General features: G+C 62.2%; 21 protein-coding genes and 1 tRNA gene. All 22 read right to left on the bottom strand.

The window, feature by feature from the left end; translation table 11 throughout:
* Window positions 1-9: 9 nt before the first annotated feature.
* The 22 genes from rnc to leuS all read right to left on the bottom strand — a co-directional run bounded on the left by rnc (window position 10) and on the right by leuS (window position 23731).
* The gene (rnc, locus tag DWY05_RS02240) at window positions 10-735 is read right to left on the bottom strand and encodes a ribonuclease III (RefSeq protein WP_117639314.1); all 726 of its coding nucleotides are present in this window, start codon (window positions 733-735) and stop codon (window positions 10-12) included.
* Window positions 736-738: 3 nt separating this feature from the next.
* Window positions 739-981, bottom strand: coding sequence for an acyl carrier protein (locus tag DWY05_RS02245; RefSeq protein ID WP_055309519.1), 243 nt, complete (start codon window positions 979-981; stop codon window positions 739-741).
* 124 nt (window positions 982-1105) lie between these two features.
* Entirely contained in the window at window positions 1106-2125 is a 1020-nt protein-coding gene (gene plsX, locus DWY05_RS02250) for a phosphate acyltransferase PlsX (RefSeq protein WP_117837202.1), read from the bottom strand.
* A gap of 87 nt (window positions 2126-2212) precedes the next feature.
* Window positions 2213-2392 carry a 50S ribosomal protein L32 gene (rpmF, locus tag DWY05_RS02255; RefSeq protein WP_117837203.1) on the bottom strand — a complete coding sequence of 60 codons (180 nt, stop codon included), beginning with the start codon at window positions 2390-2392 and terminating at the stop codon, window positions 2213-2215.
* A 64-nt stretch (window positions 2393-2456) separates the two neighbouring features.
* Window positions 2457-3011, bottom strand: coding sequence for a DUF177 domain-containing protein (locus DWY05_RS02260; protein ID WP_117837204.1), 555 nt, complete (start codon window positions 3009-3011; stop codon window positions 2457-2459).
* The gene (locus DWY05_RS02265; protein ID WP_040358176.1) at window positions 3011-3508 is read right to left on the bottom strand and encodes an ATPase; all 498 of its coding nucleotides are present in this window, start codon (window positions 3506-3508) and stop codon (window positions 3011-3013) included. Before DWY05_RS02265 ends, DWY05_RS02260 begins: the two co-directional genes overlap by 1 nt.
* A gap of 68 nt (window positions 3509-3576) precedes the next feature.
* Entirely contained in the window at window positions 3577-4074 is a 498-nt protein-coding gene (gene coaD / locus DWY05_RS02270) for a pantetheine-phosphate adenylyltransferase (protein WP_117820276.1), read from the bottom strand.
* Window positions 4067-4723, bottom strand: coding sequence for a 16S rRNA (guanine(966)-N(2))-methyltransferase RsmD (gene rsmD, locus DWY05_RS02275; protein WP_117820277.1), 657 nt, complete (start codon window positions 4721-4723; stop codon window positions 4067-4069). Before rsmD ends, coaD begins: the two co-directional genes overlap by 8 nt.
* A complete protein-coding gene (gene recG / locus DWY05_RS02280) occupies window positions 4720-6897 on the bottom strand; it encodes an ATP-dependent DNA helicase RecG (RefSeq protein ID WP_117820278.1) in 2178 nt (725 codons plus the stop codon). Before recG ends, rsmD begins: the two co-directional genes overlap by 4 nt.
* Before the next feature lie 10 nt (window positions 6898-6907).
* Window positions 6908-8569 (bottom strand): DAK2 domain-containing protein, encoded by a 1662-nt coding sequence (locus tag DWY05_RS02285; protein ID WP_117765715.1) that lies wholly within the window; start codon window positions 8567-8569, stop codon window positions 6908-6910.
* A gap of 27 nt (window positions 8570-8596) precedes the next feature.
* Window positions 8597-8986 carry an Asp23/Gls24 family envelope stress response protein gene (locus tag DWY05_RS02290; RefSeq protein WP_187361832.1) on the bottom strand — a complete coding sequence of 130 codons (390 nt, stop codon included), beginning with the start codon at window positions 8984-8986 and terminating at the stop codon, window positions 8597-8599.
* A 161-nt stretch (window positions 8987-9147) separates the two neighbouring features.
* Window positions 9148-9222: transfer RNA gene (locus DWY05_RS02295), tRNA-Asn, on the bottom strand.
* A 161-nt stretch (window positions 9223-9383) separates the two neighbouring features.
* Window positions 9384-10733: an RNA polymerase sigma factor RpoD gene (rpoD, locus tag DWY05_RS02300; protein ID WP_117820279.1), complete on the bottom strand. Its 1350-nt coding sequence runs from the start codon at window positions 10731-10733 to the stop codon at window positions 9384-9386.
* Window positions 10734-10843: 110 nt separating this feature from the next.
* A complete protein-coding gene (gene dnaG, locus DWY05_RS02305; RefSeq protein WP_117820280.1) occupies window positions 10844-12943 on the bottom strand; it encodes a DNA primase in 2100 nt (699 codons plus the stop codon).
* Entirely contained in the window at window positions 12936-13943 is a 1008-nt protein-coding gene (ribF, locus tag DWY05_RS02310) for a riboflavin biosynthesis protein RibF (RefSeq protein ID WP_233503954.1), read from the bottom strand. Before ribF ends, dnaG begins: the two co-directional genes overlap by 8 nt.
* Window positions 13940-14872, bottom strand: a complete 933-nt coding sequence (gene truB, locus DWY05_RS02315) for a tRNA pseudouridine(55) synthase TruB (protein WP_117820281.1) — start codon at window positions 14870-14872, stop codon at window positions 13940-13942. Before truB ends, ribF begins: the two co-directional genes overlap by 4 nt.
* A gap of 15 nt (window positions 14873-14887) precedes the next feature.
* Window positions 14888-15931: a bifunctional oligoribonuclease/PAP phosphatase NrnA gene (locus tag DWY05_RS02320; protein ID WP_117820282.1), complete on the bottom strand. Its 1044-nt coding sequence runs from the start codon at window positions 15929-15931 to the stop codon at window positions 14888-14890.
* Entirely contained in the window at window positions 15924-16334 is a 411-nt protein-coding gene (rbfA, locus tag DWY05_RS02325) for a 30S ribosome-binding factor RbfA (RefSeq protein ID WP_117647311.1), read from the bottom strand. The genes DWY05_RS02320 and rbfA overlap by 8 nt, the downstream gene beginning before the upstream one ends.
* Window positions 16335-16345: 11 nt before the next feature.
* Window positions 16346-19060 carry a translation initiation factor IF-2 gene (infB, locus tag DWY05_RS02330; protein WP_117820283.1) on the bottom strand — a complete coding sequence of 905 codons (2715 nt, stop codon included), beginning with the start codon at window positions 19058-19060 and terminating at the stop codon, window positions 16346-16348.
* 91 nt (window positions 19061-19151) lie between these two features.
* A complete protein-coding gene (gene nusA, locus DWY05_RS02335) occupies window positions 19152-20399 on the bottom strand; it encodes a transcription termination factor NusA (protein WP_006234042.1) in 1248 nt (415 codons plus the stop codon).
* A gap of 1 nt (window position 20400) precedes the next feature.
* Complete coding sequence (rimP, locus tag DWY05_RS02340; protein WP_089571694.1) at window positions 20401-20895, bottom strand: ribosome maturation factor RimP; 495 nt, start codon at window positions 20893-20895, stop codon at window positions 20401-20403.
* 259 nt (window positions 20896-21154) lie between these two features.
* Entirely contained in the window at window positions 21155-23731 is a 2577-nt protein-coding gene (gene leuS / locus DWY05_RS02345; protein ID WP_117820284.1) for a leucine--tRNA ligase, read from the bottom strand.
* Between the last annotated feature and the right edge of the window lie 215 nt (window positions 23732-23946).

Raw genomic sequence — 23946 nt, forward strand, 5'->3', positions numbered from 1 at the left:
GTTCCTCGCTTAAACAGGCTTCTTGTTGAGAATCACGCCGTTGGTGGTGTAGCCCATGCGGTCAAGTGCCTCAAGTGCAGCGGCTCCCTCGGCTTCCTTCTTTGAGGAGCCGGAGCCGCGACCCTGGCGAATACCATCGATCAACACCACGGCGGTAAAGGTGGGCGCATGCGCCGGGCCCTCGGAGCCAACGAGCTTATACGCCGGGGGTTCGTGACCGTCGGCTTGCACGCACTCCTGCAAGAACGATTTGGGGTTCGCGGGGTGCTCGGCACGCTCGGAGGCCAGGTGCGGTTTGAGCGTACGATGGATAAACTCCGCCGCGGCATCCCAGCCGGCGTCCAGATACAGCGCGCCCACGAGCGACTCGTAGACGTTCTCGAGCGCCGAGTGCAGACCGCGCGCGCCGGTACCGGTCTCGGAGGCACCAAAGATGATGATGTCATCGATACCCAGCTCGTGCGACACCTCGGACAGCGTGGCGCCCGAGACAAGGGACACCTTCAGGCGCGTGAGCTTGCCCTCGTCAAACTCCGGATAGGACACAAACAGGGAGCGTGCGACAACGGCGCCCAAAATGGAATCACCCAAGAACTCAAGGCGCTCGTAGCTTGCCGAGACTGGCTGGCCCTCGACGGCCGAAGGATGCGTAAGGGCCGCGCGCAGCAGCACCTTGTCATTGAACTCGTGGCCCAGAATCTCCTGGGCGCGCGTAAGTCGTTCGGATAAAGCCAAGACCTAAGCCTCCCTGGCGTTTTCGATCGCGTCGACGGCGTCGGCGACAGAGTTGAGCGAGAGCAGGGTCTCGTCATCGATCTCGAGATTGAACTCGTCCTCGATAGCCGTAACCAGTTGCAGGCGCTCGAGCGAGTTGGCATCGAGGTCGTCAAAGGTGGTCTCATCGCTAATTTCGGCAACATCGACGCCCAGAACGTCAGCAGCGACCTCGGCGATCTTGTCGAAGATTTCGGAGCGGTCCATAGCGCTTCCTCTCATAGTGCATGAATACCAAAAGAATGGTACCGCCCGGGCGGTACCAAGACACGGTTCTGATTCTACCCCACGAAGCAGGCCGCGAGGCACATAACAGCGCTCTAACTCGCTCTTACAAAACGATGCCGTCCATGGAGTTGGCGACGTTCTCGACCAGCCCCGCGCGCACGGCTTCGGCCGCCGCGAGCGTACCGTTTTTAACAGCCTCGACCGATGTGGCGCCATGGCCGATCAGGACCACGCCACGCAGGCCCAAAAGAATCGCGCCGCCCTTGGCATCACCAGAGAGCTTGGCCTTAATCTCGCGCATCTGCTTTTTGATGAGCAGCGCGGCGATCTTGGTGCCGAGCGAGGCCATAAAGGCGCCCTTGAGCTCCTGTAGCAAAAACTTGGCAGCGCCCTCAGTGGCCTTGAGCGCAATATTGCCCGACATGCCATCGGCAACGACGACATCGAAGTTACCGGAGGTGATGTCCGTTCCCTCGCAGTTACCAACAAAGCCGGGAACGGCGGCTTTCATGGCTGGGAAGCAGGCCTTGGTAAAGTTGGAGCCCTTCTCGTCCTCGGTGCCGTTAGCAAGCAGGCCCACGCGGGGATGCTCGATGCCCAGGACGACGCGAGCATAGGCGCTACCCATCTGAGCAAAACGCACCATGTCATCGACCTCGACATCGGGGTTGGCGCCCATATCGCACAGCACCGTCAGACCGCCGGCGCGATTGGGCAGCGCATTGGTCAGACAGGGACGCACCGGCTGCTTCTTACCTTCGGCCATATATCTAAACGGCGTGACGTAGGCGGTCGCAGCGGCGGTCATGGCGCCGGTGGAGCCGGCGGAGAAAAACGCGTCCGCATTTCCCTTCTTGATGGCGCGGCACGACAGCACGATCGAAGACTTGCGTTTGGTCATCACGGCGCGAATGGGATCGTCATCCATGGCGATAACGTCGGGTGCCTCAAGGGCCTCAACACGTGCGTGGGAAGCAGCAAAGGGATTGACGATTTCGGCGGGGCCAGCTGCCAAGACCTCGATATCGGGATCGGCGGCAAGTGCAGCCTCGATACCATCGAGAACGACCTGAGGTTTCTCGTCTCCACCCACAACGTCTACACAAACGCGAACGTTACTCATATACATGCTCCTTATACAAAAATGGCCGACTCATTGAGCCGGCCATTGTGGTTCCATTTGGAACGGCATCGCATCCAGAGTATACCGTTACTCGGTAACGATAACCTCGCGGTCCTTGTAGAAACCGCAGCTGAGGCACACGTGGTGCGGAAGCTTGACAGCGCCGCAACGGGGGCACGTGGACTGAGCCGCAGCCGAGATCTTCATGTTGGCGGAACGACGGGTGTGAGTGCGGATACGACCCTGCTTTTGTTTAGGTACGGGCATAGTGACCTTCCTTATGAACTATCCAGTGTGGCGATTACGCGCAAGTAGCGATACTACCACAGTTTTACTCATCGAGCTTGAGATTCTTCAATGCTGCAAATGGATTTTCCGTGGCAGCGGCCCATTCCGCCTCTGCCTGGGCGGCGCAATCGCATTGCTCGACGTTGAGATTGCAACCGCATGTGGGGCACAGACCACGGCAATCGGGCTTGCAGAGCACTACAAACGGCGTGTCCATAACGACCGCGTCATTGATGGGCTCACCCAGATCGACTAGACGGTCCTCACCCAGGAGCTCGTAGCCGTCCTCGTAGGCTTCGGGATCCTCGGGCTCCTCAAAGAGGTAGAACTCCTCGATCTCGCCGGCGATATCAAACGAGGCGGGCTCCAGGCAACGGTCGCACTCGCCGGTGGCGTGCGCGCGGACCATGCCCGTGAGCAAGACACCGGTACCGGCATTGGTAAAGACAACGTCGTAGTCGATGCCGTCCTGAAGCTGGTACTCCTTCTCGCCCACCGTGTAGGTGGCGACATCGACCTTACCGGTCAGCGGATACGAATCTCCAGGAAACTCGAGCTGCTCGGAAAGATCGACGGTAACGCTCGGGAACTCAGCCATTACCACTGACCATTCTGTTGGGCGGCACCCTCGTTGAGCTGCTGACGGCAACGGGTAACGGTGCCGGTCAGGCTCTTGAGGTTCTCCTCCAGGTGCGTAAAGACCTGCTCTGCATAGTCCTCGGCAGCATAACGCGTCTCGCGCTCGTACTGCTGGGCACGATCGCGGATGTCGTCGGCCTGCTGCTGCGCTAAGCGGACGATCTCCTGCTCACCGGCAATGGTGAGGGCCTGCTGCTGAGCATCGGCGATGATGGAATCGGCCTGAGCGGCGGCGGAAGCCATGAGCTCCTCGCGCTCCTTAAGGATACGGCGGGACTTCTGCCACTCCTCGGGATAGCTCATGCGGATCTCGTCGAGGATGTTGAAGAACACGTCGGCGTCGATGACCTTGAACTGAGCGTTCTTGCCGAAAGGCGGCTTGGCTTCCTCGATCAGCCCTTCGAGCTCATCGACCAAGCTGACGATCCTATCGCCAGGAAAATTCTCGCCCGGCATCCGGTCTCCTTTCATAGGTAACATATCATCGTGCTAGTTTACCACATGCCACCAGGCAATAAGAAACGTCACGAAAAGCGATGTTTGAGCGCTTCGACCACGTTGGGCGGGACAAACGTCGATACGTCACTACCGAGCGAGGCGATCTGGCGAACAACCGAGCTCGAGATATAGCCGTACTGCGGCGCGCTCATGACAAAGATGGACTCCAGCTCGTTATCCAAGCGATAGTTGAGGTCGGCCTGCTGCAGCTCGTACTCAAAGTCGGTCATGGCGCGCAGGCCCTTGACCACGGCCCCCGCCCCCTGCTCGCGAGCGAAGTCGACCAAGAGGCCGGTAAAGGGCAGGACCTCGACGCCGTCGATATCACCAAGCGCCTCGCGGGCCAGCGCCACGCGCTCATCGAGCGTAAACGTGGTGCCCACACCGTTTTTACCCTGCGACTCGGCAACAGCGACGATCACGCTGGGAAAGATGCGGCGGGCGCGGCGGATCACATCGATATGGCCAAACGTGATGGGATCAAAGGTGCCCGGGACGATCACGCGGTTGATGGTGTCACTCATGGGCGTCCTCCTGAAACGTCGTAGCATCGTTGTTGCCAGCATCGGTGCCGGCGCTATCACCCTCACCGTCGTCATCGCCGACCCAACGAAGCAGGTCGACCGAGGTAATGCCGTAGCGCTTCTCACGTACAGTCTCAAAACCTGCCGGATGCGCGCCCGCATCGGCGGCGGCATGCTCAAACAGGGCGTAAGCGCCAGACGCAAGTAAACCCTGCTGGGCCAGATTCTGCAGCAGTTCCTCGACCGGCTCGGCACCAAAAGCATAGGGCGGGTCGAGCAGGACCAGATCAAAGGGGCCGCCCGGTACACGACCGCGCGAGGCACTCGCCAGCATGTCGCCCGTAACCACGCGCCAACGCGCACGGTCACGGCAGAGCGACTCGATATTCTTGGTAATGAGCCGCGCGGCATTCCGATCGATCTCAAACGTCGTGAGCGAGCGGGCCCCACGAGAGAGCATCTCTAACCCTAAGGCACCGGAGCCGCCAAAGGCGTCCAGCACACGAACCACGTCCAAATCGAAATCGAATGCCGACATGACCATAGATGCGCACGCCTCGCGCACGCGATCAGTCGTGGGGCGGGTGACATCGCGACCACGGGGCTCCTCGATCTTACGACCGCGCCATTCGCCGCCGATGATTCTCATCCTCCGCTGACCTCCTTAAAAATGTGTCGATATCGCATGGCAACCGCATCGCGCAGGGGGCGAGTCGCCAGGGAGTCAAGAGTGCAAGCATACCGCAAGAGCTCGACCGCGTCCAAATGGGCCCACTCGATCAGCTCCTCGTCGGCATCGAGGTCGACGAAGCGCAGGGTCACACCGCCATGCTGGCGGTACCCTAGGATTTCGCCCTCGTGACGCAGACGCAGGTCCATCTGGGCAAGCGTAAAACCATCCGAAGTTTTTTCGAGCGACTGGAGACGGTCTTGCGCCGCCGACGCGCCGCCGTTGCCCTTGGAGTGCGTCATGACCAGGCACGTGCCCGACACACTGCCGCGGCCCACGCGACCGCGCAGCTGGTGCAGGGCAGCCAAACCAAAGCGCTCGCCGTTCTCGATGACCATGACGGTAGCGTTAGGCACGTCGACGCCCACCTCGACCACCGTAGTCGAGACGAGCACATCGATCTCGCCACGCTTAAAGGCGTCGATCACGCAATCCTTCTCCCCCGCCGGCATGCGGCCGTGAAGGCGCTCGATGGCAAGACCCGGCAACGCCAGACGCAGGCGATCGAGCTCGGTCGCCGTATCGTGCAGCGGCACGGGGACGGTTACGCGGCCCTCATCGTCGCGGGCAATACCGGGCACGTCTTCCAGCTCATCGGCCGAGTCACTCGGCTCCACGAGCGGGCAAATCACGTAGGCCTGCTGACCCTTTTCATGCGCCTCGCGGATGGCTCCATAGGCGAGGTCACGGCTCGACTCGGTGAGTACGCGTGTCATCACGCCCGCCCCCGGAACAGGCCGATGGCGGATGATGCTCGTGTCCAGATCGCCGTAGACCGAAAGCGCCAGCGTACGCGGGATGGGCGTTGCCGTCATAACGAGCAGATCGGCACCGGGGCCCTTCGCGCGCAGGGCGTTGCGTTGGCCCACACCAAACCGGTGCTGTTCATCGATGACCACGAGCGACAGATGCTTGAACGTAACGTTATCCGAAAGGACCGCGTGGGTTCCAAAGAGGACGTCGAGCTCGCCCGATTCCAGCTGGGCATGGATCTGCTCGCGCTCAGAGGCCGGCGTGGCACCCGTCAGAAGCGCCCAGGACATGCCGGCCTGCGAGAGTAGAGGGCCGGTCTTGTCGGCATATTGGCGCGCCAGCACGCCCGTGGGCGCCATAACGCAGGCCTGGGTGCCGCTATCGGCAGCCACAGCCAGCGCGCAGGCGGCAACGGCGGTCTTGCCGGTACCAACATCGCCCAGCAGCAGCCGGTTCATCACGCGCCCGCCATCGCACATATCATGCAGGATGTCTTGGAACGCGGCCTCCTGCTCGTCGCTCAGCGAAAACGGCAGGGCTTGCTTGAGCACGGCCAGGTGCTCGCCCGCGGTGTGGGCATAGGGCACCACATCGACCAGGCCGCCGTCGTTGCGCAGACGCAGCGCCAGCTGCAGGTAGAGGCACTCCTCGTAGGCAAGACGCCGGCGTGCGATGTCGCGCTCGGCCATGCTCGAGGGAAAGTGGATCGATCGAAGCGCACGAGCATTGCTCATCAGGCGACGCTTAACGCGTAAGCGTGCCGGAATGGGATCAAAGGGATTGCCGACGACCTCGAGCGCGCCGCTTACGATGCGGCGCATCCACGCCTGGCTCACGCCATCACTCACGTAATGGACCGGCAGGATAGTGCCCGCGGCACGCCCTTCCTCGAGCTTTTCAAAGTGCGGCGAGGCCATCTGCTTAAAACCGTAGGCAAACTCAACCTTGCCCATCACGGCCAGGCGGTCGCCCTGCTTAAGCTGCTGGGCAATCCAGGGCTGGCGGAAAAAGGCGACCTGCAGCACGCCCGTCTCGTCAACGAGTGAGACCTCGGTCACCTGCATGCGCGGACGCGGCTGCTTTTGGACGATACGGTCGACCGTGGCGATGATGGTGCACACGGTACCGATGGGCGCCATCTCGATAGACCAAGAACGGGTAAAGTCGAGGTATCGATGAGGGATATGGAGAAGGAGGTCCCCCACCGTCCGAATTCCCAGACGGCGAAGGGCCTCCTCACGTTTACCCGAAACATATTTAAGTCGCGCGATATCCTCGTCGAGCGCATTGCTCTGGGCAAAGCGCTCCGAGACGCGCGGCACAGAGCACAGCTCGGACATGGGCAGATGCCTACTCGATCGAGAAGATCACGGGATAGAGCGGCTGCTCGCCACGATGGGCGTCAATCTCCAGATCGGGCTGAGCCTCCTCGATGGCGTCGACGATCTCCTGGAAGGCCTCGTCGGAAAGCTCCTCGCCGGCCAGAATCGTCAGCGCGTCACCCTCCTCTTCCTCCTGCATGCGGTTGATGCAATCGAGCGTGACCTGCTTCACATCGGAGCCGACCACGTCAATGGAACCGGCAATGATACCCATGACGTCACCGGAGTGAATCGGCGAGCCGTCGGAGGCGCTGGAATCGCGCACGGCACGGGTGACCTCGCCATCACGGACCTCGCTGATGGCGTCGACCATAGCGGCAACGGCGTCCTCGAGCTCGGAATCGGGCAGGACGGCGAACAGCGCGGAGAACGCCTGGGGAACGGTCTTGGTGGGAACGACGGCGACCTTCTTATCGGTGCAGGCAGAGGCAGCGGCCTCGGCAGCCATGCGGATGTTACCGTTGTTGGGCAGGATGATGACCGAGGTCGCGTTGACCTGGTCGACGGCGCCCAGCAGGTCTGCAGTCGAGGGGTTCATGGTCTGACCACCAGACACGATTACGTCGACGCCGAGAGACTTGAGGATGTCTGCCTCGCCGGACCCAGCGGCAACGGCGACAAAGCCCAGGGCCTTCGCGGGCTCGGCGGCCTTCTCCTGGTCCTCGTGAATCTTGGCGGTACGGTCGTGGGCCTCCATCTCCATGTTGTGGATAAAGACCTCATAGATCTGACCGAGCTGCAGCATGTGCTCGAGCACCAGGTTGGGGGTGTTGGAGTGCACGTGGATCTTGTAGTCGGGGTAGGCACCCACGAGCAGCTCGCAGTCGCCCATGGAGCCCAGGAACTTAAGGCACTCGTCCTCGTCAAACGGAGCGTCGGCCTTAAAGAGGAACTCGTTGCAGTAGCGGAACTCCGAGCCCTCCCAGTCGTCATTGGCCTCGATCTCAACGCGGCCAAGAGCGGCATCGCGGGCAGAGCCGGCGGAGTCAAACGTAGCGGAGAAATCCTCGACAACGGTGCTGCGACCAAGTGCTGCAGCCACAAAGTTCTCAAGGAAGATGGCAAAGCCAAAGGCGCCGGAGTCGACCACGCCGTTCTCCTTGAGGACGGGCAGCAAGTCGGGCGTGCGGGCGACGGACTGGTAGGCCTCGACGACGATGGCGTCGAGCGCGTCCTCGGCCGAGAACTTCTTCTTCTCGCACTCGTCTGCCTTGGTCGAGACGTCGCGCAGCACCGTGAGGATCGTACCCTCGATGGGCTTGCGGACGGCCTGGAAGGCAACCTTGACGGCTCGGCGGAACGCATAGGCGATGTTAGCGGACGTGATGGGCTCATCGGCAGAGACAAGGCCCTCGGCCACACCACGCAGAATCTGCGAGGTGATGACACCGGAGTTGCCACGGGCGCCCATAAGGGAACCGTGGGTGATGGCGCCGGCGATGGCCTCCATGTCGGCGTCGGCAGGAAGGGCAGAGAGCTCCTTGGTCACCGAAGCGAGCGTGAGCGACATGTTGGTACCGGTGTCGCCGTCGGGTACGGGGAAGACGTTGAGCTTGTTGATCTCCTCGGCCTTGTCGGAAACAGCAGCCGCAGCGATCGGAAAACAGGTGCGAATGGTCTTTGCAATCATGAGTGGTGAAATCTCCGTGTTCGGATGCTAGTTCAGACGGCTCTTGAGCGCGTCGATGTGAATGCCGATCTTAAGGCTGGCGGGATCGATCTGGGCGATCTCCTGCAGAGTGAAGGCAACGGAGCTCGAAAGATTGTGGCAGACGGACTTCATGTTGACGCCGTTCTCGAGCACGACGTGAAGATCGACCGTAAGGCCGTTCTCGTCGGCGGAGACAAGCACGCCCTTGCGGAGGCGCTGACCGGCAAGCAGGCGCACGCTCTCGGCGCCCTGGAGCTGCTCAGCCATACCGACAACGCCATAGCACGTCATCGCGGCATAGCCGGCAATATCGGCAATAACGTCGTTCGAGACGCTCAGGCTGCCGTTAATGGTCTCAGACACAAGAATCTCCTTATCTGGTGCTCGCGGCACCATCTCGTGGGAGCAATCATTGCAATATTCTACAACGACCGCGCCATGTTGAGGTGGTGGGTCGCGGGATTACATCCTCGACACGAAATGTTGATATGGCAACGTTCGAGTCAAGTGGTCGCGGCATAAAAAAACCCGCCGCATAAGCGACGGGTTTTACAACCTGGCTCCCCGGGTAGGACTCGAACCTACAACAGCGCGGTTAACAGCCGCGTGCTCTACCATTGAGCTACCGAGGAATAGGTGCGTGCTCTCAAGCAACGAAATTTATTATACGGACGAATCAGCTCAGGGCAAGAACTTTTTTGAGAATTTTTCCGACCTAGTCGTTTAAGAACGTCCCCAACGACTACATGAAAGCGCCCCCGAGCGGATGTGCTTGAGGGCGCTTCTTGCTTGACTAGCTTTCGATATAGTCTTTGAGCTTGCTCGAACGGCTCGGGTGACGGAGCTTGGCCAGGGTCTTGGACTCGATCTGGCGGATGCGCTCGCGCGTGACGCCAAACTCGCGGCCGACTTCCTCGAGCGTACGGGGATGTCCGTCGACAAGGCCAAAGCGCAGCTCGATAACCTTGCGCTCACGATCGGCAAGCGAGTCGAGCACCTGGGTGAGCTGCTCCTGCAGCATGGAGAAGCTGGCCGCATCGGGCGGAACGATGGCCTGGGAGTCCTCGATAAAGTCGCCCAGCTGGGAATCCTCTTCCTCGCCGATGGGAGTCTCGAGCGACACCGGCTCCTGCGAGATCTTCTGGATCTCGCGGACGCGGTCGGCGCTCATGTCCATCTCGGCACCGATCTCCTCGGGGGTCGGGTCGCGGCCCAGATCCTGGAGAAGCTGGCGCTGCACGCGGACGAGCTTATTGATGGTCTCGACCATGTGCACGGGAATACGGATGGTACGGGCCTGGTCGGCGATAGCGCGCGTGATGGCCTGACGGATCCACCACGTGGCGTACGTGGAGAACTTAAAACCCTTCTGGTAGTCGAACTTCTCGACGGCGCGGATCAGACCGAGGTTGCCCTCCTGGATCAGGTCCAGGAACAGCATGCCGCGACCGACATAGCGCTTGGCGATGGAAACGACCAGACGCAGGTTTGCGCTGATGAGTGCCTGCTTGGCTTCGAGGCCCACGTTCTCAATGCGCGTAAGACGACGCATCTCGGCACGCGTGAGCTCGAGCTCGCCTGACTCGGCAGCCTCGAGCTTCTCGGTGGCCTCGAGACCGGCCTCGATCTTCATGGCCAGATCGACCTCTTCGGAGGCAGTCAACAGGTCGACCTTGCCGATCTCCTTGAGGTACATACGGACCGGATCGCCGGTCAGCATCACCGTGGAGGCATCGATGCCACGCACGCGGGAGCGTGAACGGGACGTGCGCACGGTGCGCTTCTTCTTGCTCTTGGAAGAACCCATCTCGGCGTCGGCCTGACGGGCCATCTTGAGCTCATGATCGTCGAGCGAGCCGGAATCGTGCTCGTCGTCGTCATCGAAATCATCGGTATCGGTATCGTTATCGTCATCGTCGACGTCCATGGGGGCGTCGTCGTTACCGCTCGCGGAGATAATCTGGATGCCGCTGTTGCGCAGCGCGGAATACACCGCGGTGAGCTGCTCGTCAGAAACATCGATATCCTTCAGGGCGACCTGAATCTCGTCCTCGGTTACCGAAGTCCTGTTTGAGCCGTTGCCCATGAGCTTTGCAACGTAGGATTCCAGCCCAGTACCCGTGCTCTCAGTCTTTTTTGGCACAGATTCTCCCTTCATAGTCCACAGGACTCAATACTTTAGCACACACATTGACGTCTATACCCAAAAAGAGAACTGGATATAGGCGAGAATACGCTGGTTGACCACAACATCTAGGCTTGTTCGGTGCCTGCGGCCTCCAAGCCGATCAAACGGAACGGGTCCGCCACGCCGCCGATAGACTTTTGCAGCTCGCGTTGACGCTGCGAATCCTGCGCGGCCTGCACGGTCAGCGCACGACGGGCCTCATCATCGAGCGAACGGTCCTGGCGCAGCTTGGCCTGTGCGGCACGCATGCGGCGCTTGATGGTGTAGAGCTCGAGCGTATCGAGCATAAACACGATGTTCGTCTCGGTGGGGTGCTTGCTCGTCGCCGAGATGCGCCCGGTACTCACAAGCGTTGCCGCCTCGGGACACACCGCACGCGCCGCATCCATGCACGCCGTGGGGTCGGTGCCCGGCGGCGTCGCCAGTACGGCCCATGCGATGGACTCGTGGCGCGGGTCGACCCACTCGATGGAGCAGATGCGGTCGGCATACGTGCGGAACAGGTCGGGGTAGCTCGTGAGCATGGTCAGCAGCTCGCGCTCCCCTGCCAAGGACTTGCGCTCTAGATCTGTCAAAACCATAGGGGCCGAGGCGTCTGCCGGGGCACCGGCAGGCGTAGAGCCCATACCGTCAGGCGCATCGATCGGCGGCAGGTCGTCGACGACCTCGACCGGCGTGGCACCGTAGGCATCGAGTGGGACGTAGTCGTACGGCTCTTCTTCGACCGGCGCGGACACCGGCGGCGTCGCGCCCGACGCCCAAGCACCACGAGATGTTCCCTGCGAACCAGACGACCGACCGCCCGCGCTACCGGACCGCTCAGCCTGTGCCCGCTGGCGCTCATAGTTCTGCTCACGACGTCGTTCCGCATCCTCGCGCTTGGCGACATCGCGAAACACACGGCCCGAGCTCGCACGCACGGTCTCCAGATCCAAACCCAACAGGTCGGCAATCTGGATAAAGTACGTGTCGATCATATAGCTATCGCGCAGCGGATAGATAAGCGTCAGCGCATCTTCCAGCGCCTTGGCGCGACCGCCTGGCGTGGTGATGTCGCTCGACTCCTGCAGCGAACGGTAAACAAAGTCCATAAGCGGCTCGGCCGCGTCGATGCGCGCCTGCAGCGCCTCGCCACCATGCGCCGTGATGAACTCCATGGGATCGTTGCCGTCGGGCAGTACCACGCAGCGCAGGTCCATCGAATCCTGCTCGATAAACTGAATCGCGCGACGGGCGGCCTTCTGGCCCGCGGCATCGCCGTCAAACATATACACGATGCGTTTGGCAAAGCGGGTGAGCGTCTTGACGTGATGCTCCGTGAGCGCGGTGCCCAGCGTAGCGACGACGTTTTTAATCCCCGCCTCCCAACAGGCGATGCAGTCGGTATAGCCCTCTACCACGATGGCGGTATCCTGCGCGACGATAAACTCCTTGGCCCAATTAAAGCCGTAGAGGTTTCGCTTTTTATGAAACACGCTCGTCTCGGCGGTATTGAGGTACTTGGGTTGGCCGTCTCCCATGATGCGACCGCCAAAGGCGATGTTGTGACCCTGCTCATCAAAGATGGGAAACATCACGCGGTCGTAGAAGCGGTCGGCAAGCTGCCCGCGCCCGCGGCTCACGGCCACGTTGGCGTCGATCATCTCCTGCGGGGTAAAACCCGCCTGTGACAGATGCGAGACCAGCGCGTTGCGACCCGGCGCAAAGCCCAGGCAGTAGCGGCGGCAGACATCACCGCCCATACCGCGGCTGGCAAAGTACTCGCGCGGACGGCCGTCCTTGCCGCGCATAAGCATGGTGTGGTAGAACTGGGCGGTCTCGGCGCACAGATCATAGATGCGGGCACGCTTGGTACCGCGCTCGCGGCGATCTCCAGTGTCATGCAGCTCAATACCCGCGCGATCGGCCAAATAACGGATTGACTCGGGAAAGCTCAGGTTCTCGCGCTTCATAATATAGGTGAAGACGTCGCCACCCTCGCCGCAGCCAAAGCAATGCCACACCTGCGTGGCGGGAATAATGTGGAAGGACGGCGTCTTTTCGCCATGAAAGGGGCAGCAGCCCCAAAACTCATGGCCGCGAGGCCTGAGCTCAACCGTTTCCTGCACGATGGCAACTAGGTCGGACGCAGCGCGGACCTGGTCTTTTTCCTCATCGCTAATCACGGATGCTCACCCCCTGCTCACCCAAGTTGTGACGAATGTCCTCGATATTACCCTCGACGGCCGCGATCAACTCATCCAACGAATCGAACACGCGCGACGGACGCAGCCAGCGCGTAAACGCCAGCGAAAGGGAAACGCCGTACAGGTCGCCCGTATAACCAATTAAATTAGCCTCGAGATGCGCAGATGCTGCATCGTCAGCATACGTTGGCGGCAGGCCGACGTTCACGGCAGCGGGCCACACGGCGTCATTGACCAGCACCAGACCCTCATACACGCCATCGGCAGGCACCTGAATACCATCGGGAACTTGTAGGTTTGCCGTGGGAAAGCCCATGCCAGAACCTTCGTGACGGCCGCGAATAACACCGCCACGCACCATATACGGACGGCCGAGTAACCCAGCAGCAAGCTCCACATGGCCCTGTCCCAGCTCATGACGAATGCGGGTGGCGCAAATGGCCTCACCGCCCTCGCAAAGCAAGTCGTGGCCATACACGTCAACGCCGTGCTCGGAACCCCAGGCGCGCATCTCGGCAACACCAGAAGCACCGCCGCGACCCAGCCTAAAGTCGCTGCCAACGCGAATCGAACGAATGTCGACCACGCGCGACAACAGTGTGAGAAAACCAACATGGTCGAGTGCCGCAACCTCTGGTGTAAAGGGAACGGCCACCACCGCATCGACCCCGGTCTGAGCCAAGGCATGCAGACGGTCGGCCGTCGTCATCAATTTTTGAGCGGGCAAAAGGCTCACCACAACGTCCGGGTCGGGATCGAAGGTAACCACGACCGCCCTACAGCCATGGGCACGTGCATCACGGACAAGCGCTTCGATGAGTTCCTGGTGTCCACGGTGAACGCCGTCGAACACGCCGATGGCAATCGATGCGGCACCCAAGTGCTCACACTCATCAAACGTATCGGCAGTAACGATGCGAGCCTCGTCCGACTCGCTCGCGAAAAAGACACGCGCGAGCTCGCGAGCGGACAACATCATCGAACACCGCCGATTGCCTGCGGAAACACGTGCTCCATAACAAAGCGGCCACTCTCAATGCGGGCGAGCGCCTTGAGTCCCCCATCGAGCACCAGCGCAAACGGCACCTTCGAGGCATCGAAATCGGCAAGCGCACGCTCAACGGGAATGCGTCGGCCGCAGAGAAGGTCGTCGGCAAGATTGCCCGGCAAGTCAACACGCGTGGCGCCCAGGGCCACAATGGGGTCCAGGGCAAAGTCAGCGGCGGACTCGGGAGAAAGCTCCTCCACCGCATGACAGGCGCCAATGGAAACAACACCGGAAGCCGTGCGGCGCAGCGCGGAAATGTGCGCGGCGCTCTCGCAGACGCGGCCCAGGTCGCGAGCGAGCGCACGAATGTAGGTGCCCTTGCTCACCGAGAACGCCACGGTCCACACACACGTATCACCTTCGCCGCCCACGGCGATCAGGTCGGCGGCATAGACCTCGACAGGGCGCGGAGGTAGGTCCACCGCATTGCCCTCGCGAGCAGACTTGTAGGCGCGAACGCCATTGACCGAGATAGCCGAAAACGCCGGCGGCACCTGCATCTGCGGACCCAGCATGACGGCTAAGCGCTCACGGGCATAGGCAGGATCGCGGAGCTCGTTGGCAACAGCCACCGTGCGGACCACCTCGCCCTCCGCGTCATCGGTATTGGTCTCGGCACCAAACGAGATGTCGGCAACGTAGCTTTTGGTATCGAGCGTGAGCATACCCAGCAGACGAGTAGCCTGGCCCACGCCCACCACCATGACGCCGGATGCCATGGGGTCGAGCGTGCCGGCATGGCCGACGCGCCGCTCATGGAGGGCGCGTCGGCATTGCGAGACCACATCGTGGGACGTGCAGCCCACCGGCTTATCAACGGCGAGCAGCATATTCAGTTGAGAAGGCGTACGACGAGCCATGTACCATCCAAAAAGTTAAAGCTCGACGGTCACCGAAGCGGGATCCTCCCCTACCAGCTCGGCCAGCATGGGAAGTGCCACGGTGAGCGTCTCGAGAATCGTTCCGTTGTTGGAGAAACCGGCGGCAGCGGAATGTCCGCCTCCGCCAAAGGCAGCAGCAATCTCGGACACGTTGAGGTCGCCCTTGGAGCGCAGGTTGCCGCGCACCTTGGTATCGCCCTCGATACCCTTCAGGAACAGGCAGACCTCGACGCCCATCACCGAGCGCACCACGTCAACCAGGCCGTCGCACTCATCCGAGGTGACACCGCAAGCCTCAAGGTCACTCTGGTACGCGTAGCTATACGCGACGCGCCCGTGGGCCACTGTCTTGATGCGGCCCATAACGATGGACTTAAGATGCAAGAACTCGACGCGCATGCTCTGGTAGACCTCGAGCGCAACGCGCGCCGGATCGGCACCGTGAGCGACCAGGCGCGAGGCGGCATGGAACGCGGCGGCATCGGCGTTTTGATACTGAAAACGACCGGTATCGGTCACCAGGCCGCACAGCAAGCAGGTCGCGACACCATCGCGAGCCACAATGCCACAATTGTCCAAAAAGCGGTCGATGATCATGGCGCAGGCCGCGGCGCCAACGCACCTCAGGCTCAGCTCGGCAAATTCCTCACGCGCCGGATGATGATCGAAGCACACCACATGGGACGAGCGGCGGAGCACCTCGGCGGAGTTATTCAGACGCTCGACGACCGGCACGTCCACTGAGATGAACAGGTCCGGATTGCCGGTATACGCAGATGCCGGCACCAGACGGTCGGCGCCCTCCATAAAGCGGTAGATGCGCGGAACCGGGTCATCGTCTGCCAGCAGCAGGGCAATGTCCTTGTTGGGGAAAAACTTCATAAGCGATAAGCCCAGACCCAGCACGGAGCCCAGGGCGTCGCCATCGGGAGACGTATGTCCCGAAATCGCAATGGAGGACGCACCCTCGATGAGCTCGAGGATGCGTCGCTGAATATCTGCAGACTCGCACGATGCGAGGTCGGCGGAATTACTCATCTAAAGCTGCCTCCTGGGCGGCATCCGCTATGGGGTAGCCGTCCTCGTCCTTTTCGATCGCAAGCGTGGCTGGAACGTTTTCCAGCGCACGAGTGATGCGCTCGGCCTCATCGGTCGAGCGATCGATGCGAAAATCGAGCTCGGGCGTGACGCGCCAATCGAGCGAGCGGGCCAACAGGCTACGGATGCGGCCCTTGGCGCTGGCGAGCGCCTCCATGACCTCGTCGTAGCGGCTCGCGTCGCACGACACGTACACGCGCGCGAACGAACGGTCCACCGCGACCTCGACCGCGGTCAGGGTGACCAGGTCGAGACGCGGATCGGAAACCTCAAAGAGCAGGATATAACCGAGCTTCTCGCGAAGCTGCTCGCCCAGACGGCGGGTTGCCTGCGTTTGCTTCATAGCGCTACCCCCTACTCGGTACGGGCAACCTGGTCGATACGGTAGCCCTCAATGGTGTCGCCAGGCTTGATGTCCTGGAAGTTCTCCAGGCCAATACCGCCCTCGGAGCCGCTCTTGAGGCTCTTGGCCTCGTCCTTGTAGTGGCGCATCGAGGCGATCTTGCCGTTGAAGACCACGATGCCGTCGCGCACCAGGCGCACGGAATCGGTCGCGGCGATCTCGCCCTCTTCGACGCGGACACCGGCGGCGATACCGACTTTGGGCACCTTGAAGGTGTCCAGGACGGTCGCAGTACCCGTGGAGACCTCGACCTCGGTGGGCTTGAGCATGCCGATGCGGGCAGCGTCGAGGTCCTCGAGGCACTTGTAGATGACGTCGTAGCAACGGATCTCGACGCCCTCGCGCTCAGCGGCGGAGCGGGCCTTGCCGTCGGGACGGACGCCAAAGCCGATGATGATGGCGTTGGAGGCGTCGGCCAGGACGACGTCGGTCTCGTTGATGGCACCGACGGCGGAGTGGATCGTGTTGATGCGAACCTCGGACTGATCCATCTTGTCGAGCGAGTCCTGAAGGGCCTCGATAGAGCCCTGGACGTCGGCCTTGATGATCAGGTTGAGCTCCTTGACCTCGGCGTCGGCGATGGTCTCGAAGAGGTTCTCGAGCGTGACGTGCTTGACGCGGCTCTGCTCCTCGATACGGGCCTTGAGCGAACGCTCGTCGGCAAGGGCGCGAGCCTCGCGCTCATCCTCGAACACGCGGAACTCGTCACCGGCATTGGGCACAGACTGCAGGCCCAGGATCTCGACGGCGTCGGAGGGACCGGCCTCGGTGACGGCGTTGCCCTTGGGGTCGAGCATGGCGCGGACGCGGCCGTAGGTAAGGCCAGCGACCAGCGTATCGCCCACATGCAGGGTTCCGCGGGTCACGAGCACGGTAGCGACCGAGCCGCGGCCCTTGTCGAGCTTGGCCTCGAGGACGTTGCCCGAGGCAAAGGTGTCCGGGTTGGCCTTGAGCTCGAGCACGTCTGCCTGGAGCAGCACGGTCTCGAGCAGGTCGTCGATACCGATCTTCTGCTTGGCCGAGATGTTGACGAACATGTTCTGTCCGCCCCACTCCTCGGGGATGATGCCGTACTCGGTGAGCTCCTGGCGCACGCGGTCGGGGTTGGCACCCGGCTTATCGATCTTGTTGACGGCGACGACGATGGGTACGCCGGCGGCCTTGGCGTGGTTGATCGACTCAATGGTCTGGGGCATGACGCCGTCGTCGGCAGCCACGATCAGAATGACGATGTCGGTCACCTTGGCGCCACGGGCACGCATAGCCGTAAAGGTGGCGTGACCCGGGGTATCGATGAAGGTGATCTTGCGGTCGTTGATCATGACCTGCGAAGCGCCGATGGCCTGCGTAATGCCGCCCGCCTCGCCGGCAGCAACGCCGGTGTGACGGATGGCGTCGAGCAGCGACGTCTTACCGTGGTCGACGTGGCCCATGACGGTAACGACCGGGGCGCGCGGCTTAAGGTCGGCGGGATCGTCGTAGAACGAGAAGGTGTTCTCCTCCTCGGGGGTGATGATCTTGATCTGACGACCCAGGTCGTCGGCGACGAGCTCGACGAGGTCGTCGGACATGGACTGAGTCATGGTAAGCGGCGTACCCAGCAGGAACAGGCGCTTGATGATGTCGTTGGCCGGAACGTCGAGCGCCTCGGCAAGCTCCTGGACGGTAACGCCCTGGGAGACCTTGATGGCATCGAGCTCCTCGGGGTTCACACCCTGCGCCAATGCCTCCTCTATCTTGCGCTCCTCCTGAGCCTTTGCTGCCTCGCGCTCGCGCTTCTCCTTGCGCTTCTTGCGGCGACCGGTGGACTCGCGAGAGGCCTCCTCGACGGCGGCACGAGCCTCCTCGAGTACCTTCTCGCGGCTGTACTCCTCGGCCTCGCGAGCCATGCGGCTGTAGTGGTCCTCTTCGTTGTTGTGACCGCCCTTGCGCTTCTTGCCCTTGCCCTGCTTATCGGGGTTGGGGAAGTCCATGCCGGCAGCGACGTTGTTGCTGGCGTTGGTGCGATGGCTGTGCGGACGGCTCTCGGAGGCGTTGCGCTCGGAGTTGTTGTCGGAGGCGTTGCGATCGTTACGACGGCCACCGCGGCGGTCGTTGTTGCCGCCACGACGGTTACCGCGCTCGGCGGCGCGCTCGGCCTTGGCCTTGTCCTCGGCGTCCTTCTTCTCCTTGAGCACGGTCTCCTGTGCGGCGATCTGGTCAAGCAGCGAACGGAAGCGCGAACCGGAGTCGGAAGCGGGAACGGCGCGGCGCTGGGCCTCGCGGGCAGCCTCCTCCTTCTCGCGGGCAAGGCGCTCCTGCTCGGCCTTCTTCTTGGCCTCGGCCTCGGCGCGGGCAGCCTCCTCGGCAGCCTGGGCTGCGGCAAACTGGCGGCGCTCCTCCTCGCGTGCCTTCTCGGCGGCGATGCGCTCGCGCTCGGCCTCGGCGGCGCGTGCGGCCTCCTCGGCGGCGGCTGCCTGCTCCTCGGCCTGCTTGGCGGCCTCGACTTCCTGAGCGCGGGCCTCGATCACCGAGGCGAGCTGCTTGCGGACCATGGCAACGTAGGCGTCCTCCAAGGTGGAGGAAGCGGACTTAGCGGGAATCTTCATATCGGCGAGATGACCCATCAGTTCCTTGGAGGTCATGCCGAACTCTTTGGCCAGGGTGGACACACGGACTTTTGCCATATGACTTCACCTACCCTTTCTGGCACCTTGGGTGCCTAGAGACTGAACGAGCGTGGGAGATGCGCCGGGACCCGCCCGGCGCGACCGCGCGCTAGATCAGGTCCTCCGCATCATCGAAGGCGTCGGTGTCGTGGACACCGCAGAAACGGGAGCCGGGACGAGCCTGGTTGCGGCACTGGATGCCGTCCTCGGACACGTACTCGCAGCGGCGGACGTCCTCGTCCTCCTCGTCACCGATCAGGTCGGCGGCGGGCTCCTCGTGAACGGGAACGTTCTTGAGGATGTCGGCGGCAAGCGTCTCGGACTTGATGTCGATGTGCCAGCCGGTCAGGCGCGCGGCGAGGCGGGCGTTCTGGCCCTCCTTGCCGATGGCGAGGGACAGCTGGTCGTCGGGCACGATGACGCCGGCGTAGGCCTTCTCCTCGTCGATGAGGACGCGGGTGACCTTAGCGGGCGACAGGGCGTTGGCGACGTAGACGGCAGGATCGGCATCCCACAGGATGACGTCGACGCGCTCGCCACGGAGCTCGCCCACGACGGCGCGAACACGGCTGCCCTTGGGGCCGACGCAGGCGCCCACGGGATCCAGACGGTCGTCGAGCGAGTGGACGGCGACCTTGGAGCGCTGACCGGGCTCGCGGGCAATCGACTTGATCTGGACGGTGCCCTCATAGATCTCGGGCACCTCCTGCTCAAACAGGCGACGCATGAGCTCGGGGTGGGTACGGGAGATGACAATCGGCGGACGGCTGTGCTCGCCGCGAACCGGCTGCAGGTTGGAATTGGGGTCGCGAACGTCGATGATCACGGCTTTGATGTGCTGGTTGTGCAGGTAGCGCTCGCCCATCGGACGCTCGTTGCGCTCGTTCTCGTAACGACGCTGATCGAAGTGCGGAAGCTCGGCCTCGACGCCCTCGCGGATCTTGACGATCGTGAAGTCAGGCGTGGACTGCAGCACGGTACCGCTGATGAGGTCACCGATGCGGCCGGAGAACTCCTCGTAGATCTGCTCGCGGGCGGAGTTGCGCACGATTGCGTTGATCTCGGCCTTGGCGTGCTGGGCAGCGATGCGGCTCGTATTCTTGGGGGTGACGTCGATCTCCTCGAACTCGGTGAAGTTGCCCTCCTCGTCCATGGAATCGTCGATCGGCTCCAGGCGGTAGACGTAGATCTTGCCGGTGGTGCGGTCGATGGTCACCTTGGCGCCCCACTCAAGATGCAGGATCTCGGCATAGCTCTTGGCGAGCGACTGCTCCAGGCGGTCGATCAGGTAGAGCTGGTCGATGTGCTTCTCCTGGCAAAGCTCCATCAGGGCGGACATCATGTCGGATGCTGCCATCTTACTTTCCTTCCTTCGCGGGCTTGAAGTCGTAGGTGGGCTTCAACTTGCACTTCTTAACATCAGAGAAATCGAGGGTGACGGACTCGCCGTCCTCGAGCTCGAGGGTCACGTCGGTCTCGGTGGCGGCGGCAATCTTGCCGGCGTACTTGCGACGGCCCTCGGTGGCGGTGGAGGTGAGCTCGCAGTTCTCGCCCACAAAGCGGGCAAAGTCACTCGGGCGGCGCAGCGGGCGCGCCATACCCGGGCTCGACACCTCGAGCGTATAGCTCGAAGAGATGGGGTCGAGCTCCTCAATCACGTCGCCGACCCACTTGGTATTGGCCGTGACGTCGTTGAGCGACAGGCTCTGACCCTCGGCACCCTCGATACGCACGCGCACGCAGGGGGCCTTGGTGGCGCCCACGAGCTCGACGTCGACGATGTCGACATCGTGCTGGGGGGCGACGGCCTCGAGCGCGTCGATGATCGCCTGCTCGGTCTTGGTCTTGACCATTGCGGCACCTCCATCCATACAAAAAAGAAGCGGGGCCGAAACCCCACTTCTTTCAATTACAACTTCATTTGCAAGCAAACTATACCAATAGCTGCGGAAACGTGCAAGCACAGTACGAATCTGCAGGTCAGCGTGCGCACAGCTTCTCCACAAGAATAGGACAATTGACCGCAGGCGCTTTGGGCAGACAAAACAAAACGGGGGGCAACCCAGCCGGATCGCCCCCCCGTCTTTTATGCGTCAGTTAAGCACGCAGTGCTTACTTGACCACCAGGTTGACCAGCTTGCCGGGCACGCAGATGGCCTTAACGACCGTCTTGCCCTCGAGCCACTTGGCGACGGCGGCCTCGGCGGCAGCCTGCATATCCTCATTGGAGGCATCGCGGGCAACGTCGACGCGACCGCGGACCTTGCCGAGCACCTGGACCACGATCTGCACCGTGTCCTCAACGGACTCGGCCAGGTCGAACTCGGGCCAGGCGGCGGTGTAGGCGTTGCCCTCGCAGCCGAGGGCCTCGTGCCACAGCTCGTCGGCCCAGAACGGGCAGATGGGGGCAAGGACGCTCACGATATCCTTAGCCACGCCGTAGCACAGCGCCTTGTCGCGGGTAGCACCCTCGGTGGCGTTGAGGTAGGCGCTCGCCGCGTTGACGAGCTCCATGACGGCCGAGATCGCGGTGTTGAACTGGCCGCGATCGAAGTCCTCGGTGCACTTGGCGATGGTGCGGTGACGCTCGCGATAGAGCTTCATCGCAACCTCGTCGAGCGCGGACTTGTCAAAGGCCACGTTGGCGTCGCCGGACTGGACGAGCTGCCACACGATACGCCAGGCGCGCTTGATGAAGCGATTGGCACCCTCAACGGCCTTGGGATCCCAGTCGAAGTCTTTCTCGGGCGGGGCGATAAACAGGATCGCCAAACGCATGGTGTCGGCGCCGTAGGGCTCGATGACCGAGCTCGGGGGCACGACGTTGCCCTTGGACTTGGACATGGTGTCGCCGTTCTCGTCCTTGACCATGCCCTGGCACAGCAGGTTGGTGAAGGGCTCGTCCACGCTCAGCAGACCCAGGTCGCGCAGGGCCTTGGTAAAGAAACGGCTGTAGAGCAGGTGCAGAATGGCGTGCTCGATGCCACCGATGTAGTTATCGACGGGCATCCAACGGTCGGCGGCTTCCTTGGAGAAGGGCAGCTCGGTGTTGTGCGGGTCGGTATAGCGCAGGTAGTACCAGCTGGAGCAGGTAAAGGTGTCCATGGTATCGGTCTCGCGCTTGGCCGGGCGACCGCAGACCGGGCAGGTGGTCTCGTAGAACTCCTTGCACTCGGCGAGGGTTTCGCCGGCGCCCAGGTCCAGGTTCTCGGGCAGCGTCACCGGCAGCTGATCCTCGGGCACGGGCACGATGCCGCAGTGCTCGCAGTGGATGGCCGGGATGGGGTTGCCCCAATAACGCTGGCGGCTGATGAGCCAGTCGCGCAGGCGGAACTCGACCTTGCGACGGCCGCAGCCCATGGCCTCGAGGTCGGCCACGATCGCAGCCTCGCCCTCGGAGTGCTTGCCGCCGCGCATGCCGGTGTACTTGCCGGACTGGACGAGCGTGCCCTCGGCAGCGTGAGCGCAATCCCAGTCGACGGTCTCGGCATGGAAGGTATCGATGGTCTCGCCGCTGGCCTCGACGGCAGCGCGATCGTCATCGTCCAGGATGATCGGCACGATCGGCAGGTCGTACTTGCGGGCAAACTCAAAGTCGCGCTGGTCGCCACAGGGAACGGCCATGACGGCACCGGTACCGTAGTCGGCAACGACATAATCGGCAACCCACACGGGGACCTTCTCGCCGTTGACGGGGTTCACCACGTAGCGGCCGGTAAAGGCACCGTGCTTCTCGAGGGTGCCCTGGGCACGCTCGACGGCAGAGATATGCTTGGCGTCCTCGACGATCTTGGTGACGGCCTCCTCGTACTCCGTGCCCTCGACGAGCTCGTGCAGGCCGGCGTACTCGGGAGCCAGGACAAAGAAGGACACGCCAAAGAGCGTATCGGCACGCGTGGTGAAGACGGTGATCTTGCCCTCGTCGCCCTCGATGGGCTCGCCATCTTGGTCGCACAGGGTAAAGTCGACCTCGGCGCCCTCGGAGCGGCCGATCCAGTTGGCCTGCATCTGCTTGACGCGCTCGGGCCAGCCGGGGAGCTTCTCCAGATCATCGAGCAGCTCCTGGGAGTACTCGGTGATCTTGAAGTACCACTGCTCAAGGTCGCGCTTCTCGGGCTCGGTGCCGCAGCGCCAGCACTTACCCTCGGTGACCTGCTCGTTGGCCAGAACGGTCTTGCAAGTGGGACACCAGTTGACCGGGTTCTTCTTGCGGTAGACCAGGCCCTTTTCCCACAACTTCTCAAAGATCCACTGACCCCAACGGTAGTAGTCGGGGCTGCAGGTCTTGACCATGCGATCCAGATCGTAGGAAAAGCCCATGCGCTTCATCGTGGCGAGCGCCTGGTCCATGTTCTTGTACGTCCAGGCAGCAGCCTGCGTGTTGTGCTTGATGGCGGCGTTCTCGGCGGGCAGGCCAAAGGCGTCAAAGCCGATGGGATGCAGCACGTCGTAGCCGCGCATGCGGGCCTGACGGGCCATGGCATCGCCGATGGTATAGTTGCGCGCGTGGCCCATGTGCAGGTCGCCCGACGGATACGGGAACATCTCGAGCACATACTTCTTGGGCTTGCTGACGTCGGTGTCGACAGCAAAGAGGTTGGAATCCTCCCAAGCCTTCATCCACCTGGACTCAATGGCCTGCGCGTCGTATGCAGGGATCTCGTCCTTATGATCTGTGCAATCGCACATATCAGCTCCTTTGTTAGCTGGGTTGGGACGGGGCGTTCTTACCTTTACTCGCTGCTGCGGACAGTCCTGCTCGCACGAAGAGCACATTAAGTGCTCTTCGGCTCGTGCGGAACTTGCAGCGAGCAAAGGTAAGAACGCCCCGCCACATCGTTAACTCGCATGATGATAGCAAATACAACAAGCGAGATGCCTGCGACTTGCGGGCATCTCGCTTT

Origin of the sequence: Collinsella sp. AF23-4AC (assembly GCF_003462685.1) — a bacterium.
Classification (GTDB): Bacteria; Actinomycetota; Coriobacteriia; order Coriobacteriales; family Coriobacteriaceae; genus Collinsella.

Excerpts from the sequence above, each read along its gene's own strand:
- DWY05_RS02245 (WP_055309519.1), bottom strand. The coding sequence starts at position 981 with ATGGACCGCTCCGAAATCTTCGACAAGATCGCCGAGGTCGCTGCTGAC.
- plsX (WP_117837202.1), bottom strand. The coding sequence starts at position 2,125 with ATGAGTAACGTTCGCGTTTGTGTAGACGTTGTGGGTGGAGACGAGAAA.
- rpmF (WP_117837203.1), bottom strand. The coding sequence starts at position 2,392 with ATGCCCGTACCTAAACAAAAGCAGGGTCGTATCCGCACTCACACCCGT.
- DWY05_RS02260 (WP_117837204.1), bottom strand. The coding sequence starts at position 3,011 with ATGGCTGAGTTCCCGAGCGTTACCGTCGATCTTTCCGAGCAGCTCGAG.
- DWY05_RS02265 (WP_040358176.1), bottom strand. The coding sequence starts at position 3,508 with ATGCCGGGCGAGAATTTTCCTGGCGATAGGATCGTCAGCTTGGTCGAT.
- coaD (WP_117820276.1), bottom strand. The coding sequence starts at position 4,074 with ATGAGTGACACCATCAACCGCGTGATCGTCCCGGGCACCTTTGATCCC.
- rsmD (WP_117820277.1), bottom strand. The coding sequence starts at position 4,723 with ATGAGAATCATCGGCGGCGAATGGCGCGGTCGTAAGATCGAGGAGCCC.
- recG (WP_117820278.1), bottom strand. The coding sequence starts at position 6,897 with ATGTCCGAGCTGTGCTCTGTGCCGCGCGTCTCGGAGCGCTTTGCCCAG.
- DWY05_RS02285 (WP_117765715.1), bottom strand. The coding sequence starts at position 8,569 with ATGATTGCAAAGACCATTCGCACCTGTTTTCCGATCGCTGCGGCTGCT.
- DWY05_RS02290 (WP_187361832.1), bottom strand. The coding sequence starts at position 8,986 with ATGGTGCCGCGAGCACCAGATAAGGAGATTCTTGTGTCTGAGACCATT.
- ribF (WP_233503954.1), bottom strand. The coding sequence starts at position 13,943 with ATGATGTTGTCCGCTCGCGAGCTCGCGCGTGTCTTTTTCGCGAGCGAG.
- truB (WP_117820281.1), bottom strand. The coding sequence starts at position 14,872 with ATGGCTCGTCGTACGCCTTCTCAACTGAATATGCTGCTCGCCGTTGAT.
- DWY05_RS02320 (WP_117820282.1), bottom strand. The coding sequence starts at position 15,931 with ATGAGTAATTCCGCCGACCTCGCATCGTGCGAGTCTGCAGATATTCAG.
- rbfA (WP_117647311.1), bottom strand. The coding sequence starts at position 16,334 with ATGAAGCAAACGCAGGCAACCCGCCGTCTGGGCGAGCAGCTTCGCGAG.
- infB (WP_117820283.1), bottom strand. The coding sequence starts at position 19,060 with ATGGCAAAAGTCCGTGTGTCCACCCTGGCCAAAGAGTTCGGCATGACC.
- nusA (WP_006234042.1), bottom strand. The coding sequence starts at position 20,399 with ATGGCAGCATCCGACATGATGTCCGCCCTGATGGAGCTTTGCCAGGAG.
- rimP (WP_089571694.1), bottom strand. The coding sequence starts at position 20,895 with ATGGTCAAGACCAAGACCGAGCAGGCGATCATCGACGCGCTCGAGGCC.
- leuS (WP_117820284.1), bottom strand. The coding sequence starts at position 23,731 with ATGTGCGATTGCACAGATCATAAGGACGAGATCCCTGCATACGACGCG.